Genomic DNA, 14,220 nt, shown 5'->3' with positions numbered 1-14,220 from the left:
AGCGACCTCGGCATCCTCAACACCGAACTCTCAGCATGGCAGAACGCCACCAACACCGACCGACGTCAGGTGAACTGGCAGTTCACCACCCACGATGCACGCATCAGACTGCGCCACCTCTATCCCAAACATTAGCCGCGACAACCTACTAGTAGATCGTCGCGGCAGGCAACGTTTGCCCGTTGAGGAGCGGCGTCATGGGGGACCCCCTGCTCGAGCGGAGCCGAGAGCTTGGGGGCGCGTGCTCTCGGCGTGCCGGCCGGAAGCCCTCGTACTGGACGTACTTGGGCTTTCGGCCGGTGCGGCGAGAGCACGTGCCGGGCGTCGCGACGGGGCGAACGTTGCCTGTCGCGGCACTAGGCAGGAGCGCGGGGAACTCGGCAGAAGCCCACCACGTCCCCGGGGACCGTCACCCCACCGACGAGTAGGCCACCACCCCGCGCAACAACCCCTCGACGGCCTTACGGGCATTCTTGGCGACCGAGGACCCCTCGCGGGACGGCGCGGCGGCCGCGATCTGCCCGAGCACGTCGATGACCTGCTTGCACCAGCGCACGAAGTCACCCGCCGGCATCTCGGCCTCGCGCAGCACCTCGTCGAGGCCCTTGCCGTCGGCCCACATGTACGCGGCCCAGGCGAAGCCCAGGTCCGGTTCCCGCTGGCCGACACCCTCGGTCTGGGTGATCCGGAAATCCTCCTCCAGGGCGTCCAGCCGGCCCCAGATGCGCACCATCTCGCCGAGCGCGGCCTTGGCGCGGCCCGACGGCAGCTTCGGCGCCATCGCGTCGTCACCGACCCGCGCCTCGTACACCAACGCCGAGACGCACGCCGCCAGTTCGGCCGGGGCGAGCCCTTCCCAGACGCCCTCGCGCAGGCACTCACTGGCCAGCAGGTCCAGTTCGCCGTACAGCCGCGCCAGTCGCCTTCCGTGTTCCGTCACCTCGTCACCGCGCAGGTAGTCCAGCTCGGTGAGCAGTGCGACGATGCGGTCGAAGGTGCGGGCGATGGTGTTCGTCCGGCCCTCGATACGGCGCTCCAGCTGCGAGGTGTCCCGCATCAGCCGGTGGTAGCGCTCGGCCCAGCGGGCATGGTCCTCCCGGTCGTTGCAGCCGTGGCAGGGGTGGGCGCGCAGGGCGGTGCGAAGCCGGGCGATCTCGCGGTCGTCGGCAGCGGCGGCCCGCTTCTTGCGCTGCCGCTCCGGCGGGATGTGCCCGGCCTTGGTGCGCAGTGCGGAGGCGAGGTCGCGCCGGGACTGCGGGGAGCGCGGATTGAACGACTTCGGGATGCGCATCCGCTCCAGGGGCTCGACGGGCACCGGGAAGTCCATCGCCGCCAGCCGCTTGACCTGCCGTTCGGCGGTCAGGACGAGGGGGCGCGGCCCGTCGTGGTGCTCGAAGCCGCGGTGGCCGTTGGAGCGGCCGGCGGGCAGCCCGGGGTCGAGGACCAGGGCCAGGCCCGCGTACTTGCCGGTGGGCACGTGGATGACGTCCCCGGGCTTGAGCCTCTCCAGGGAGACGGCGGCCTCCGCGCGGCGCTGTGCGACGCCCTGCCGGGCCAGCTCCGTCTCGCGGTCCTTGAGGTCACGGCGCAGCCGCGCGTACTCCTCGAAGTCGCCGAGGTGACAGGTCATGGCCTCCAGGTAGCCCTCGAGGCCCTCTTCGTTGCGCTGGACCTGGCGCGAGATCCCGACAACCGACTTGTCCGCCTGGAACTGCGCGAAGGACGTCTCGAGGAGTTCGCGTGAGCGGTGCCGGCCGAACTGCTCGACCAGGTTGACGGCCATGTTGTACGACGGCTTGAAGCTGGAGCGCAGCGGATAGGTGCGGGTGCCCGCGAGACCGGCGAGGTGCTCGGGGCTGATGCCCCGCTGCCACAGCACCACCGCGTGGCCCTCGACGTCGATGCCCCGGCGGCCTGCGCGGCCCGTCAGCTGGGTGTACTCACCGGGGGTGATGTCGGCGTGCTGCTCGCCGTTCCACTTGACGAGCTTCTCCAGCACCACCGAGCGTGCGGGCATGTTGATGCCCAGCGCGAGGGTCTCGGTCGCGAACACGGCCTTCACCAGGCCCCGTACGAACAGCTCCTCCACGACTTCCTTGAACGTCGGCAGCATGCCCGCGTGGTGGGCGGCGATGCCCCGCTCCAGGCCCTCCAGCCACTCGTAGTAGCCCAGTACGTGCAGGTCCTCTGTGGGGATGGACGCGGTGCGCTCCTCGACCAGGGCGCGCACCTTGCCCCGCGCCTCCTCGTCGTTGAGCCTGAGGCCGGCGTACAGGCACTGCTGGACGGCGGCTTCGCACGCGGCCCGGCTGAAGATGAACGTGATCGCGGGCAGCAGGCCCTCGGCGTCCAGCCGCTCGATGACCTCGGGCCTGCCCGGCGTCCACACCCGCGCGCGCTGCCGGCGCTCCCGCTCCCGGTCGGCCTCCCGCATGGCGCGCCCGCGTCTGCGGTCCGCGTACGAGGGTCGGCTGGCCTCCATCCGGGCCAGCCGTGTGAGGTCGGGGTTGACGGCCTTCTTGTGGCCCTCGCCCTCCTCGAACAGGTCGTACATCCGGCGTCCGGCCAGGACGTGCTGGAACAGCGGCACGGGCCGGTGCTCGGAGACGATCACCTCGGTGTCACCGCGGACGGTGTCGAGCCAGTCGCCGAACTCCTCGGCGTTCGACACGGTCGCCGACAGCGACACCAGCGTCACCGACTCGGGCAGGTGGATGATCACTTCCTCCCAGACGGCACCGCGGAAGCGGTCGGAGAGGTAGTGCACCTCGTCCATGACCACATAGCCGAGGCCGAGGAGGGTCTGGGAGCCCGCGTACAGCATGTTCCGCAGGACCTCGGTGGTCATGACGACGACCGGGGCGTCGGAGTTGACGCTGTTGTCGCCGGTGAGCAGGCCGACCTTGTCCGTTCCGTAGCGGCGGCACAGGTCGGAGTACTTCTGGTTCGACAGTGCCTTGATGGGTGTCGTGTAGAAGCACTTCTTGCCCTGCTGGAGGGCCAGGTGGACGGCGAACTCGCCGACGATCGTCTTGCCGGAGCCGGTGGGCGCGGCCACCAGCACGCCCTTCCCGGCCTCGAGCGCCTGGCACGCCTCGATCTGGAAGGGGTCGAGGCCGAAGTCGTACATCTCGCGGAAGGACGCGAGCGAGGTGGCCTGCTCGGCAGCGCGCCTGCGTGCTGCCGCGTACCGCTCGGCCGGTGAGAGGTCCTCTGTCATCGTGCTTTCGAGCGTACCGGGCCCCACTGACAACAGGACGATCATTATCGGGATCGGAGGGCGCACCGGTGTGTGAACGGCGGCGGGCCCCACCGGTGTGCCCGGTGGGGCCCGCGGATCACGTCGTCACGGCACGTTCCGTGCCCGTCCGGTCACGTCACGTCGTCGTAGCCGTTGACCCGGTCCGGGTCCGGCGGCTCGGGCAGGGAGCGGCCGGCACCGATGCTCTCGGTCTCGCCGATGTCCTCGGGGGTGAGGTCCAGCTCGGAAGCCTCGTCGTCGGCGGGGCCCTGGGCCTCGCGCCGGGCCCGGCGTCGGTCGTTGAGCAGCGAGAAGGCCACGGCGATGAAGTACAGCACCCAGATCGGCACCGCCAGCGCGAGCATCGAGATCGGGTCGGCGCCGGGCGTGGCCACGGCCGCGAAGGCGGCGATACCGACGACCATGCCGCGCCACCAGCCGAGCATGCGCCGGCCGGACAGGATGCCGGTCAGGTTGAGCATGGCGAGCAGCAGCGGCATCTCGAAGGCGAGGCCGAAGACCACCACCATGCGCGTCACCAGGTCGAGCAGGTTGTCCAGCGGCAGCAGGTTCTCCGCGCCTTTCGGCGTGAGGTCGATGAAGACCTTCGCCGTCTTGGGCAGGACTTTGTAGGCGAGGAGGCCGCCGCCGAGGAAGAGGGGGAAGCCGAACCCGACGAACGCGTAGGCGTACCTGCGCTCGTGGCGGTGCAGGCCGGGCGCGACGAACGCCCACAGCTGGTACAGCCAGATCGGTGCCGCCAGCACGACACCGGCGGTCAGCGATGCCTTCAGCGCCAGCGTGAAGGGCGTCAGCAGACCGCTGACCGTGAGGTGAGCACAGTGGACGTCCTGCTTCCCCTGCGCCAGCTGCCCGAAGGACTGCCCGCAGCCGACCGAGTGGAGCAGCGGCTTGGTGATGAAGTTGATGATGTCCTGGTAGAAGAAGGCGGCCACGATCGTGACGACGACGATCGCCAGCACGCCCTTCGCGAGCCTGTTGCGCAGCTCACGAAGGTGATCCACGAGCGGCATGCGCCCCTCGGGATCTCTCTCCTTATTGCGGGCAGGCTTGAGCAACCCACATCCTCATCTCGTGCAGTGGACCGGCGGACCCCGGCCCTCGCGTCAGCGCTGGGTCGTGGTGTCCGTCGGCTCGCTCACCGGCCGGGAGCTGGTCACATCGCCGGGGGACGCCTGGATCGTGCGCTGAGCCTGGGACTGCTCCTCGGCCGGCTGGGCGGACGGCGCGGGCTGCTTGCCCTCGTCCTTCATCGCCTTGGCCTCGCTCTTGAGGATCCGCGCGGACTTGCCGAGCGACCGCGCCATGTCCGGGAGCTTCTTGGAGCCGAACACGAGGACGATCACCAGAACCAGGAGCACCAGGTGCCACGGCTCAAGTGCGTTGCGGAACATAATCTTCACCTTCTCACTGAGGCGGGGCAGCGGAGCAATGTGTCCGACCGGTCGGACAGGTGTCTGACCATCGTGCTGCCAGAGATCGTATCGCCCGGGGATGAACACCAGACCATCCCCGTGCGTACTTCCGGTCTGCGGACCGCGCCTCGTTCTCCGGGCCGCGCTCAGAGAGTACCTGGATGCCGCTGGAACAGACAGGGCGAAGCGCCTCATCCCGCCCGCGTACGGCCACGCTCGACGACCGTGTCAAGTCCCCGGCGGACAAGGTCCGGACCCGCCTGACCCGGCCCGCGCTCCGCGCGCACACCGCTCGCGGAAAGCGCCATGTCCACGCCGGGACCCCGCGGGACTGCGGGGGGGAAGGGGGGACTCACACCCGCTTCATATCCGGTCCGCGGCCTTCGCCGTTCTCACCGCCGCCCGCTCCAGGTCCTCGGCGGCCCGGCTGATGCGGCGGGCGGAGTCCGAGACCTGCCGCCCGAGCCGCTGCGCCTCCACGAACACCCGGACGGCGAGGACACCCAGGACGACAAGCCCCAGGAACCCCAGGGCGACAGCGAGCATCGGCCAGAACATGACGTCGAGCTTAGTGCCCCGAGGGCCCTACGCCGTCGAGTGGAGGCGCAGGGTCCGCACACCGCCCCCGGTGAGCAGTTCCACGATGCGCTCACCGGCAGGCTTGCGGACCGACGCACCGCACTCGGGGCAGGTGAAGGAATAGAAGGTGGTCTTGCTGCTGGCGCCGATCGCCAGCCTGAGCGCGCCCGCCCCCAGCTCGAAACGCGCCCGGCAGTCCGGGCAGCCGGCCCGGAACACCACGTCCGCCACCCGCCTCATCCCGGCGAACGCCGTCCGTACGGACACCTCCGCGGGCCCGGCCCCCTGGGGCGCACCGGCCGGCGCATCCGGCCGCTCCGACGCGCCAGTCGTCGCCGATGTGCTCACAGCCCCTGCTCCTGTCTGTCGAGCCCTTCCCTGCCATGCGGCCCGTCCGCGCCGGAGTGCGGCCCGTCGTACGCCGCGAGCGCCTCGGCAGCCGCCTGGCGGGCGCTGTCCGCCAGATCCGCGGGCGACACGATCCGGCCGTCGGCCCCGAGCCGCAGTGCCAGCCTTCGCAGCGACGTCGGATCGGGTGTCCGCAAAGTGATACGCAGCCCGCCGTCCGCAAGCTCATCCGCGCTGTCATGCGGGTAGTACTCGGCGACCCAGCGCCCCCCGGGTCCCACCTCGACGACCACCTCGGGGTCCTCGGCGGCCGGCTGCACCAGCCCCTCGGACAGGTCGCGCAGCTCCACCTCGGGCGGCGCCGACGGCTCGTCGAGGATCCTGATCTCGGCGACCCGGTCGAGCCGGAACGTACGGCGCGCCTCCGAGCGGCGGCACCACGCCTCCACATATGTGTGCCCCACGCTGACCAGGCGGATCGGGTCGATCTCGCGCTCGGTGACCTCGTCGCGGGCAGGCGAGTAGTAGCGGATCCACAGCCGGCGGCGCTCGGAGATGGCACGGTCGACGTCCGCGAACACACCGCCCTCGGACTCGAAGGTCACAGACAGCCGCGAGCTGGCACCGGCCGCCTCGCCCGCCGCGGTCTCCACCTTCGCGGTCGCGCGCACCAGCGCCTGCCGGTCGCTCTCCCGCAGGCCCGGCAGGGTGGCGACGGCCCGCGCGGCCACCAGCAGCGCCGTCGCCTCGTCGGCCGCCAGCCGCAGCGGCTCGGCCGCGTCCGCGCCGAGCGCGGCCGGGTTGTGCCACCAGATGCGCTCACCGTCGGTGTCGATGTCCAGCAGATCGCCGCCGCGGAAGCTCGTGCCGCACATGGGCAGCACATCGAGGTCCGAGACCAGCTCGTCCTCGGTGATCCCGAAGGCCCTGGCGACATCCTCGACACGGGCACCGGGACGCTCCCGCAGATACGTCACCAGGGACAGCATCCGCCGGGTCTGGTCGATGGCGTTCGCCGGCCTCGCCGGTTTGCCTGCCACTGTCGTACCCCTCCCCCTCAGCCCTTGGCCACGGCACGCAGCCGGTCCACCACGTCCGCGCGCAGCTCGGCGGGCTCCAGGACCACGACGTCGGGCCCGAACTCCACCAGCCAGGCGTCCAGGCCATGGCCGTACGGAATCTCCAACTCGTCCCAGCCGTCGCCGAGTTCCCGGACGGCGGTGGCCTTCGCCCGAAGGGGGTAACCCGCACCCGTCCGCAGCCGGATCAGGGCGGAGCGGTCGGCGATCTCGCCCGCCCAGCTCGCGACGGTCTCACGGACCGTCACCACATCGGGAACCTCCGCGGTGAAGCCGCCCCCGCGGGAGCGCACCTTCCCGGTGATCCGCGAGAGCCGGAAGACCCGCTCGGCACCACGGTCACGGTCCCAGCCCGCCAGATACCAGTGCCCACGCCAGCACTCCAGCGCCCACGGCTCCACATGGCGCGGCTCGGGATGCGCCGCGGTGGCCTTGCGGTAGTCGAAGGCGACGGGGCGGCGGTCGCGGCAGGCCAGCATCAGCGGCTCGAAGGCGGCCTCGTGGACCGGGATGCGCGGCTCCAGCGCGCCATGGCCGCCATACGGGTCCACGTCCTCGGGCAGGCCCGCGGCACGCAGCTTCTGCAGGGCACCGCTCGCGGCACCGGCGAGCCGCGCCTGCTGCCACACCTTGGCGGCGAGACCGAGCGCGGCGGCCTCCTCGGCGTCGAGCGTGATGGGCGGCAGCCGGTTGCTGTCACGCCGGGCGAGATAACCGACCTCGCCCTCCAGGTTCTCCACGGTCTCGATGACCAGGCCCAGCTCGCGCAGATCATCCTTGTCGCGCTCGAACATACGGTTGAAGGAGTCATCGGACCCGGCCGCGCTCCTGTCCGGCCCGAACGCCTCGACATACGCCTCGATGGACTCGCGCAGTTCCCGCTTGCTGAGTGGCCGTCGCGTCCCGAGCAGACACAGCGCCAGATTCATCAGCCGCTCAGCCTTGGCAATGGCCATCGACGCCCTTCGCCTTCCCCACGATGCCTACGACCGACGACCGTACCGCTCGCAGGTCCCGCGACAAAAGCCGAGGGCCCACGCCCGCGCGGGCATGGACCCCAGCCGCTCACTCCCGACCGGCCCCGCGGCCCTGCACCGGCGCGGGGAACCGAGCGACCAGCCGCAACGCGCCGCAGACGGCACCGCACCCGACCGCGCGCGGACCGCGCCCCACAGGGGGCGGGGAACGGCGCGAACGACCACGGCACGGCCGCAGGCGACAGCGCACCCGAAGGCGCGCCCGTCACGGCGCAACGGGAGCCCTGGCTCGTCAGACCCCGACCAGGTCGCAGACGAAGATCAGCGTCTCGCCCGGCTTGATACGGCCGCCCGCGCCACGGTCCCCGTACGCCAGGTGCGGAGGAATGATGAGCTGGCGGCGCCCGCCGACCTTCATTCCCTGCACACCCTGGTCCCAGCCCGGGATGACCTGGCCCACGCCCAGCTGGAACCGCAGCGGCGTACCACGGTTCCAGGAAGCGTCGAACTCCTCACCGGAGGAGAACGCCACACCCACGTAGTGCACGGAGACGGTGTCGCCCGCCTTGGCCTCCGGTCCGTCACCCTCCCAGAGGTCCTTGATCTCGAGGTCGGCCGGGGGCTCGCCGCCCGGGAAGTCGATCTCGGGCTTCTCGATGCTCACGTCTAAAGCTCCTGCTTGTTCAAGTTGAGGCCATTACGGCACCACCGACACTCTCACATCCCCGCGACGGTTACATCTTCGCCAGGATGTCGACGGAGAAGACCAGCGTGGAGTCCTTGGTCAGGCCGCTGCCCTGCGGGGGGTTGTCGCCGTACCCCAGCTTCGGCGGGACCACGATGAGCACACGGCTGCCCACCTTCTTGCCGGTCAGGCCCTGCGCCCAGCCCTTGACGACCTGCTGGAGGACGAACATCGACAGCTTGCCGCCGCTGTAGGTGGAGTCGAACTCCTTGCCGGAGTCCCACAGAACACCCTTGTACTGCACCAGGACGGTGTTGTCCGCCGCGACCACGGGACCGTCGCCCTCCAGCACGTAGTTCGCGACCAGACCCGTCGGGGGCTTCACCTTCGGCACGTCGATGGACGGAGCCTTGCCGTCGGTGTTCGTACCCACCTTCGGCAAAGCGGCGTCCGTCTGCGCCACCGCCTTGCCCTTGGCGGAACTCTTGCTGTTGAACGTGTTCATCACGTCCACCACGAACACGAGGGTGTCGGTGCCCTTGATGCCGCCCCGTGGGTTTCCCTGCGAGCCGTAACCCCAGGTCGGCGGCACCGACATCAGAACCCGGCTGCCCGCCTTCTTGCCCGCGAGCGCATACCGCCAGCCATCGATGATGCTGCCCTGCGACAGCTGGATCACCAGGGGCGTCTTGCGGTCGTAGGAGTTGTCGAAGACCTTGCCCGTCGACCAGATCTGGCCGAGGTAGTTCGCCTGGATGAAGTCGTTCTCGGCGACGGTCTGCCCACCGCCCGCGATCGCCGTCTTGACCGCCAGGTCCTTCGACGGGGTGCCCTGCCCCTTCGCCACCGTCGGCTTCTCGCCGAACTTCGTCCCCGCGGTGATGGCGGGCAGGGGCCCCTCGACGATCTTCGGCGGCGGGACGGCGGAGGGAGCCGGAGCCTGCGTGGTCGGAGCCGCGGGAGACGGACTCGCGCTGGCCTTGCTCGAGCTGGACTTGCCGTCGCCGCACCCGGCGAGGGTGACCAGCCCGGCGGGCACAGCGGCAAGGATGAGGGAACGTCGGCGCACGATGGGGCCTCGTATCGATCGATCTTGAATGATGGCGTGATCGCAACTCTACGACGCAACAAGGGCGTCGTACGGCAAACGTACGACGCCCGCGTTGCGGTCCGCTCATATGCCTGAGGCGCCACGCGCCCCACGCCTGTCACATACCGGCGATCAGCTTCTCCACCCGGTCGTCCACCGACCGGAACGGGTCCTTGCACAACACGGTGCGCTGCGCCTGGTCGTTGAGCTTGAGATGCACCCAGTCCACCGTGAAGTCACGGCGCTGCTCCTGCGCACGACGGATGAAGTCGCCCCGCAGCCGCGCCCGAGTCGTCTGCGGCGGAACCGACTTGCCCTCGAAGATCTTCAAGTCGTTGCAGATCCGGGTGGCTTGCCCCTTCCTCTCCAGCAGGTAGTACAGACCCCGGCGACGGTGGATGTCGTGGTAGGCGAGGTCTATCTGCGCGACCCTCGGATGGGACATCGTCATGTTGTGCTTGGCCCGGTACCGCTCGATGAGCTTGTACTTCATCACCCAGTCGATCTCGGTGTCGATCCGGTCCAGATCCTCGGACTCGATCGCCTCCAGCGTGCGGCCCCACAGCTCCAGGACCTGCTCCACGGTGCCCGTACGGATCCCGCGGCGCTCGCAGAAGTCCACGGCCTTCTCGTAGTACTCGCGCTGCACCTCCAGCGCGGACGCCTCACGGCCGCTCGCCAGACGCACCTTGCGGCGGCCCGTGATGTCATGACTGACCTCGCGGATCGCCCGGATCGGGTTCTCCAGGGTCAGATCGCGCATCACCGTGCCCGCCTCGATCATGCGCAGCACCAGGTCGGTGGCGCCCACCTTGAGCAGCATCGTCGTCTCGGACATGTTCGAATCCCCGACGATGACATGCAGCCTGCGGTAACGCTCTGCGTCCGCGTGCGGCTCGTCACGCGTGTTGATGATCGGCCGTGAACGCGTCGTCGCCGAACTGACACCCTCCCAGATGTGCTCGGCCCGCTGGCTCACGCAGTACACCGCACCGCGCGGCGTCTGCAGCACCTTGCCCGCCCCGCACAGCAGCTGCCGTGTGACCAGGAACGGAATCAGGATGTCCGCGAGCCGCGAGAACTCCCCGTGACGGGCCACCAGATAGTTCTCATGGCAACCATAGGAGTTGCCCGCCGAGTCGGTGTTGTTCTTGAAGAGATACACATCGCCGGCGATTCCCTCCTCATGCAGACGGCGCTCTGCATCCACCAGGAGCCCCTCGAGAATGCGCTCGCCGGCCTTGTCGTGGGTGACCAGTTCGATCACATTGTCACACTCGGGAGTCGCGTATTCCGGATGTGATCCCACGTCGAGATACAGGCGAGCACCATTCCGCAGGAACACATTGCTGCTGCGGCCCCATGACACGACACGGCGGAAGAGGTACCGCGCCACCTCGTCAGGCGACAGACGGCGCTGTCCCCTGAACGTGCACGTGACGCCGTACTCGTTCTCCAGCCCGAAAATGCGGCGGTCCATGACTGAACATTACGCCCGATCCCCCGAGCTGAAACGGGGTTCGACAGCACGGTTTGGATCATTTTCCGGTGAACCCGCAACCACCCCGCCCCCAGCAGGAGCTGCGAGGACCCTCCCCGTCGCCAGCAACACCCCGAGCGACACCACCCCCGCGGCACCCGGCAGCGCGAAACCCCACAGCGCACCACCCGTCTGCACCACAGGCCCCGCAAGCCCCGTCCCCACCGACGCACCCACCGTGAACGTCGTCACCAGCCACGAGAACGCCTCCGTCACCGTCCCCCGCGGAGCGTGCCGATCCACGATGATGAACGCACACGCGATACACGGCGCGAGAAACAGCCCCGCCAACGCCGTCAGCGACCCCATCGCCACCACGCCCGGCATCAGCACCAGCGGCACATAACACACCGCCAGAAGCCCCACCAGCACCCGCAGTCGCCGCTCCGGCGCACCCGGCCACTCCCGCGCCCCGTACACCGTCCCACCGACCAGAGCACCCAGCCCCAAAGCCGCCATCAACCACCCGTACACCCCGTCACCACCATGACCGTCGGCATACGACACCGCCGCCACCGTGATCGAACCCAGCGCGATCCCCACGAACAAGAACGCGGCCAGCAACGCCAGCAGCCCCCTCGAACGCAGCGCACCCAGCCAGTGCGCCTCACGGGGCGCCGAACGCCACGCCCTCGACGGCGGCGACACCACCACCGACAGCGCCCCCGCGACCCCGATCACATTCAGCACCACCAGCGCCATCCGGGCCGACCACACCGACGCGCACACCGTCAGCAGCAGCGGCCCGACCGTGAACATCACCTCCTGCGCCACCGCGTCCAGCGCGTACGCCGTCGGCACCTGCTCCTCCCGGCCCAGCACCACCGGCCACAGCGCACGCAGACCACCCTCCAGCGGCGGCGCGAAGAACCCCGCCACCGCCATGGCCCCGTACGCCACGACGGGCGACCCGACACCCATCACCGCGAACACCGTCATCGCGGCGGCCGACACCACCGCAGCCGGCAGCTGCACACGCGGCTGACCCCGCAGATCCACCAGCCGTCCCAGCAGCGGCTGCCCCACGGCATTCGCCACCCCGTACGCCCCCGCCAGCGCCCCGGCGAGGCCGTACGAACCACCCTGGGCCCGTACGAACAGCACCGTCGCGATCGCCGCGACAGCGTTCGGCAGCCGGCCCACCAGCGTCCCGACGAGCAGCCGCGCCGCATGCCTCGCCCTGAGGATCTCCAGGTAACCCGCCGCCATGGCCGCCTCTCCACGTTTCCGATCCGTGCGTACCGTCCCTGCCGCTCCGAATCGGCAACGAAGGAAGTGTTACGTATAACGTCCCCGGTCATACGTACCATGTGCGCTGTCCACGAGTCCATACGAAAGAGGCACCCCCACCGTGGCACGAGGCAGCACCCGCCCCACCAGCCGCGACGTGGCCCACGCCGCAGGCGTCTCCCAAGCCGCGGTCTCCCTCGTCCTCGGCGACAAATGGCGCGGACGCGTCTCCGAAACCACCGCCGAACGCGTCCGCCAGGCCGCACACGAACTCGGCTACCGCCCCAACCTCGCCGCCCGCAACCTCCGCCTCGGCCACACCCGCACCGTCCTCCTCGTCGTCCCCGCACTCACCACCGAATTCTTCGCCGGCGTCTACACCGGAGCCGCCCGCATCGCCGCCCAGCACGAATTCGGCGTCGTCCTCTACCCCTCCCCCGAAGGCGTCGGCCCCGCCCGAGACCCCTTCCACAGCGCACAAGCAGCACTCGACGGCGTCATCGCCTCCTCCATGGCCGCCGACGCCCTCACCGCCATCCGCGGCGACCAGCTCCCCCTCGTCATGCTCGACAGCGACCCCGAAGGCAGCCTCGGCGCCACCACCGTCAACCTCGACATCGCGGACGGCATCCGCCAGGTCACCGAACACCTCCTCGCACTCGGCCACCGCCACTACCTCCACCTCGGCGCCGACATCCCCTCCTGGACCTTCGAGACCCGCGCACAGCAACTCGCCACACGCCTCGCCCAGACCCCCGGCACCACCCTGCGCACCACACACGCCCCCATCTCCATCGAAGGCGCCCGCACCGCCGCCGAAGCCGCCCTCGCCGCACCGGACCCCCGCCCCACCGCCCTCATCTGCGACGACGACAAACTCGCCGCCGGCGCCTACAAAGCCGCCCGCCGCCTCGGCCTGCGCATCCCCGACGACCTCTCCATCACCGGCATCGACGACCTCGCCCTCGCCACCGCCCTCGACCCCGAACTCACCACCATCCGCCTCGACGCCGAACTCTTCGGCGAACGCGGCATGCACGCCCTCCTCACCGTCCTCGACGGCCACACCCCCGACAAGAACGACATCCCCGTCGAACTCGTCGTACGCGGCTCCACAGCCCCACCGCCCGGCCCCTGACACCCCCGACGCCCCTGGACACGCAAAAGCCGTGTGCCCCGGCCAGAACGACCGGGGCACACGGCACCTCACCCAACGACCGGAACGGTCACTCCTCGTCGTCGGCCTCAGCCTCGGCCTCCGCAGCCGTGGCCGCGCCCCCGCCCTCCAGCAGACGCGACAACTGCCGACCCACGATCCGCCTGAACTTCCGCTGCTGCGGACGCGTCCGGTCCAGAACCGCGACCTCCAGACGCTCCGCCGGAATCTCCCGCTCACTGCCGTTCGTATCCCGCGACAGCGCCTGCACCGCCAGCTTCAGCGCCTCCGCCAACGTCATACCGTCACGATGACGCTGATCCAGGAATGTACTGATCTGCTCCGCATTACCACCGACCGCCACCGAACCGTGCTCATCCACGATCGACCCGTCATGCGGCAGACGATAGATCTGGTCGCCGTCCGGGGTCTCCCCCACCTCGGCCACCACCAGCTCCACCTCGTACGGCTTCTCCGCCGCACTCGAGAAGATCGTGCCCAGCGTCTGCGCATACACGTTCGCCAGACCCCGAGCCGTCACATCATCCCGGTCATAGGTGTAACCCCGCAGATCCGCGTACCGCACACCACCGATCCGCAGATTCTCGTACTCGTTGTACTTGCCGGCAGCCGCAAAGCCGATCCGGTCATAGATCTCACTGAACTTGTGCAGCGCACGGGACGGGTTCTCACCGACGAACACAATGCCGTCGGCGAACTGCATCACGACCAGGCTGCGACCACGCGCGATGCCTTTACGGGCGTACTCCGCCCGGTCGGCCATGGCCTGCTGAGGGGAGACATAAAACGGCGTCGACACCGGTCATCCATCCCTTTCTGTCGAAGTCACTCGATCACC

The 14,220-nt window shown here is 69.6% G+C and carries 13 protein-coding genes; 1 reads left to right on the top strand and 12 read right to left on the bottom strand.

Translation table 11 applies throughout. The features are described 5' to 3' along the window. Positions 1 to 409 precede the first annotated feature (409 nt). The 11 genes from ABZ845_RS28925 to ABZ845_RS28875 all read right to left on the bottom strand — a co-directional run bounded on the left by ABZ845_RS28925 (position 410) and on the right by ABZ845_RS28875 (position 12,184). Positions 410 to 3,265, bottom strand: coding sequence for a DEAD/DEAH box helicase (locus tag ABZ845_RS28925; RefSeq protein ID WP_360985369.1), 2,856 nt, complete (start codon positions 3,263 to 3,265; stop codon positions 410 to 412). Between the two features lie 107 nt (positions 3,266 to 3,372). Further along, the gene (gene tatC / locus ABZ845_RS28920) at positions 3,373 to 4,320 is read right to left on the bottom strand and encodes a twin-arginine translocase subunit TatC (protein ID WP_360985366.1); all 948 of its coding nucleotides are present in this window, start codon (positions 4,318 to 4,320) and stop codon (positions 3,373 to 3,375) included. 48 nt (positions 4,321 to 4,368) lie between these two features. Beyond that, positions 4,369 to 4,656, bottom strand: a complete 288-nt coding sequence (gene tatA, locus ABZ845_RS28915) for a Sec-independent protein translocase subunit TatA (RefSeq protein ID WP_360985363.1) — start codon at positions 4,654 to 4,656, stop codon at positions 4,369 to 4,371. Positions 4,657 to 5,040: 384 nt separating this feature from the next. Beyond that, positions 5,041 to 5,235, bottom strand: a complete 195-nt coding sequence (locus ABZ845_RS28910) for a hypothetical protein (protein ID WP_360985360.1) — start codon at positions 5,233 to 5,235, stop codon at positions 5,041 to 5,043. Between the two features lie 27 nt (positions 5,236 to 5,262). After that, on the bottom strand, positions 5,263 to 5,496 hold the full coding sequence (locus tag ABZ845_RS28905; protein WP_360985372.1) for a hypothetical protein: 234 nt from the start codon (positions 5,494 to 5,496) through the stop codon (positions 5,263 to 5,265). A 104-nt stretch (positions 5,497 to 5,600) separates the two neighbouring features. Further along, positions 5,601 to 6,644 (bottom strand): WYL domain-containing protein, encoded by a 1,044-nt coding sequence (locus tag ABZ845_RS28900; RefSeq protein WP_360985357.1) that lies wholly within the window; start codon positions 6,642 to 6,644, stop codon positions 5,601 to 5,603. A gap of 17 nt (positions 6,645 to 6,661) precedes the next feature. Beyond that, entirely contained in the window at positions 6,662 to 7,639 is a 978-nt protein-coding gene (locus ABZ845_RS28895) for a WYL domain-containing protein (RefSeq protein ID WP_360985354.1), read from the bottom strand. Positions 7,640 to 7,952: 313 nt separating this feature from the next. Further along, on the bottom strand, positions 7,953 to 8,324 hold the full coding sequence (locus ABZ845_RS28890) for an FKBP-type peptidyl-prolyl cis-trans isomerase (protein WP_360985351.1): 372 nt from the start codon (positions 8,322 to 8,324) through the stop codon (positions 7,953 to 7,955). Positions 8,325 to 8,394: 70 nt separating this feature from the next. Then, positions 8,395 to 9,414: an FKBP-type peptidyl-prolyl cis-trans isomerase gene (locus ABZ845_RS28885; protein ID WP_360985348.1), complete on the bottom strand. Its 1,020-nt coding sequence runs from the start codon at positions 9,412 to 9,414 to the stop codon at positions 8,395 to 8,397. Positions 9,415 to 9,553: 139 nt separating this feature from the next. Continuing rightward, positions 9,554 to 10,915 (bottom strand): Pup--protein ligase, encoded by a 1,362-nt coding sequence (gene pafA, locus ABZ845_RS28880; protein WP_360985345.1) that lies wholly within the window; start codon positions 10,913 to 10,915, stop codon positions 9,554 to 9,556. Between the two features lie 9 nt (positions 10,916 to 10,924). Next, a complete protein-coding gene (locus ABZ845_RS28875; protein ID WP_360985342.1) occupies positions 10,925 to 12,184 on the bottom strand; it encodes an MFS transporter in 1,260 nt (419 codons plus the stop codon). 142 nt (positions 12,185 to 12,326) lie between these two features. On the opposite strand from ABZ845_RS28875, the gene ABZ845_RS28870 reads away from it, so the two are divergent. After that, the gene (locus ABZ845_RS28870) at positions 12,327 to 13,343 is read left to right on the top strand and encodes a LacI family DNA-binding transcriptional regulator (protein ID WP_360985339.1); all 1,017 of its coding nucleotides are present in this window, start codon (positions 12,327 to 12,329) and stop codon (positions 13,341 to 13,343) included. Positions 13,344 to 13,431: 88 nt separating this feature from the next. Here the strand turns inward: ABZ845_RS28870 and prcA are convergent, their stop codons facing one another. After that, positions 13,432 to 14,181, bottom strand: coding sequence for a proteasome subunit alpha (gene prcA / locus ABZ845_RS28865; protein ID WP_360985336.1), 750 nt, complete (start codon positions 14,179 to 14,181; stop codon positions 13,432 to 13,434). Positions 14,182 to 14,220 lie beyond the last annotated feature (39 nt).

The sequence above is a fragment of the Streptomyces sp. NPDC047022 genome (assembly GCF_040644155.1).
Classification (GTDB): domain Bacteria; phylum Actinomycetota; class Actinomycetes; order Streptomycetales; family Streptomycetaceae; genus Streptomyces.
The sequence above is the reverse complement of the archived record's forward strand: the minus strand, read 5'-3'. Positions and strand labels throughout refer to the sequence as shown.

What these genes read in the sequence shown, in the direction of transcription:
- ABZ845_RS28925 (WP_360985369.1), bottom strand. Translation starts at nt 3,265, where the DNA reads ATGATCGTCCTGTTGTCAGTGGGGCCCGGTACGCTCGAAAGCACGATG.
- tatA (WP_360985363.1), bottom strand. Translation starts at nt 4,656, where the DNA reads ATGTTCCGCAACGCACTTGAGCCGTGGCACCTGGTGCTCCTGGTTCTG.
- ABZ845_RS28910 (WP_360985360.1), bottom strand. Translation starts at nt 5,235, where the DNA reads ATGTTCTGGCCGATGCTCGCTGTCGCCCTGGGGTTCCTGGGGCTTGTC.
- ABZ845_RS28905 (WP_360985372.1), bottom strand. Translation starts at nt 5,496, where the DNA reads ATGAGGCGGGTGGCGGACGTGGTGTTCCGGGCCGGCTGCCCGGACTGC.
- ABZ845_RS28895 (WP_360985354.1), bottom strand. Translation starts at nt 7,639, where the DNA reads ATGGCCATTGCCAAGGCTGAGCGGCTGATGAATCTGGCGCTGTGTCTG.
- pafA (WP_360985345.1), bottom strand. Translation starts at nt 10,915, where the DNA reads ATGGACCGCCGCATTTTCGGGCTGGAGAACGAGTACGGCGTCACGTGC.
- ABZ845_RS28875 (WP_360985342.1), bottom strand. Translation starts at nt 12,184, where the DNA reads ATGGCGGCGGGTTACCTGGAGATCCTCAGGGCGAGGCATGCGGCGCGG.